The organism is Streptomyces fuscigenes (assembly GCF_021556455.1).
Taxonomy (GTDB): Bacteria; Actinomycetota; Actinomycetes; order Streptomycetales; family Streptomycetaceae; genus Streptomyces; species Streptomyces fuscigenes.
In genome coordinates this window covers 1-1,837 of the sequence record NZ_JAKGCV010000704.1, presented here as the reverse complement: position 1 = coordinate 1,837, position 1,837 = coordinate 1, and the positions used below count along the sequence as shown (strand labels likewise).

The 1,837-nt window shown below is 75.4% G+C and carries 1 protein-coding gene; it reads left to right on the top strand.

The genetic code is table 11. From position 1 onward, the window contains the following. Positions 1-241: 241 nt before the first annotated feature. Positions 242-1,756, top strand: coding sequence for a beta-N-acetylhexosaminidase (locus L1885_RS27920; protein ID WP_235799930.1), 1,515 nt, complete (start codon positions 242-244; stop codon positions 1,754-1,756). Positions 1,757-1,837 lie beyond the last annotated feature (81 nt).

Here is a 1,837-nt window from a genome sequence, read left to right as displayed (position 1 = left end):
GCCGACCGGGCACGCAACAACGCGGACCCCACCCGCCTGCCGTCCCGGCCGCCGCGCCTCCTCCCGGCGCGCCGGCGCGCCGGCTGCGGGGCCCGTCCCGGCCCGACCCGGCCCTTCCCGCCGTCTTCGTCCCTTGCCGGATCCGCCCCCGTGTGCTGGTCTTCCCTATTGGTATAGACCTCATCCCGGTGCGCGCCGGGGTGGGCACCGATCAGGGCACCGAACACCCGGTGGAGGACGAATGGCGACCAATTCCGCGAACCCGCGGCCGGAATCCGAGCGGGCCGAACAGCCGGCCCCGGAAGGGGACCTCGCCCGCCTGGGGCTCGTTCCCGCACCCGCGCGCCTGCGCCACGACGCCCCCCGGGACGGCGGAGGAGGGGCCGCGGGCGCCGACGGGTTCGCGCTCCCCGGCGCGCTTCGGATCGCGGCGGGCCCCGGCACGGCCGCCACCGCGCGCTGGCTGCGCACGGCCGTCGGAGCCGCCACCGGCATCGGATTCACCGACGCGCCCGCCCCCGGGGCGGACACCGGCCACGACCGGATCGTGCTGCGCGTGAGCGCCGACGTCGAACGCGAGGGCGGCGCCGAGGCGTACGTCCTGACCACGGCGGCCCCCGGCGACGGCGACGGACCTGCCGTCACGATCGAGGGCGGCGGGCCCGCGGGCGTCTTCTGGGCCGCGCAGACCCTGCGCCAACTGCTGGGTGCCGACGCGTTCCGCCGCGCGCCGCTCGACGGTGACCGCCTGTGGCGGCTGCCCGCCCTCACCGTCCGCGACAGCCCCCGCTTCGGCTGGCGCGGCATGATGCTCGACGTCGCCCGGCACTTCACGCCGAAGGAAGGCGTCCTGCGCCACCTCGACCTGCTCGCGGCCCACAAGCTCAACGTCCTGCACCTCCACCTGACCGACGACCAGGGCTGGCGCATCGAGATCAAGCGCCACCCGCGCCTGACCGAGGTCGGCGCCTGGCGCCCGCGCACCAAGTGGGGGCACCGCGCCTCCGACCTGTGGAGCGAGACGCCGCACGGCGGCTTCTACACCCAGGACGACATCCGCGAGATCGTCGCGTACGCCGCCGAGCGGCACATCGCCGTCGTCCCGGAGATCGACGTCCCCGGACACTCGCAGGCCGCCATCGCCGCGTACCCGGAACTCGGCAACGCCGACGTCGTCGACACCGCCGCCCTGGACGTCTGGGACACATGGGGCATCAACGGCAACATCCTCGCGCCCACCGACGCCGTACTGCGCTTCTACGAGGGCGTCTTCGAGGAGGTGCTCGCGCTCTTCCCGTCGCGGTTCATCCACATCGGCGGCGACGAGGCGCCCAAGGAGCAGTGGAAGGACTCCGCGGCCGCGCAGGCGCGCATCGAGGGGGAGGGCCTCGCCAACGAGGACGAGCTGCAGTCGTGGTTCGTCCGGCACTTCGACACCTGGCTCGCCGCGCGCGGCCGCCGCCTGATCGGCTGGGACGAGATCCTCGAAGGCGGCCTCGCGCCCGGCGCGGCGGTCTCCTCGTGGCGCGGGTACGCGGGCGGCGTCGTGGCGGCCCGCGCGGGCCACGACGTGGTGATGTGCCCGGAGCAGCACGTCTACCTGGACCACCGGCAGGCGCCCGGCGACGACGAGCCGATCCCGATCGGCTTCGTGCGGACGCTCGAGGACGTCTACCGCTTCGAGCCCGTCCCGGACGAGCTGACCGGGCCGGAGGCGGCCGATGGGCCGGGGCGGTGGGAGACTCGTCGCCCGTGACCGATGACTCCGGCCCTCCCGGACGGTCCCCCCGGGGGACGGTTCGCCGAGGGTCGGGCCGCCGGCGAGCCGAGGAGCCGA

Bases quoted from the DNA above. Each gene is read 5' to 3' on its own strand.
- L1885_RS27920 (WP_235799930.1), top strand. From the start codon at position 242: ATGGCGACCAATTCCGCGAACCCGCGGCCGGAATCCGAGCGGGCCGAA.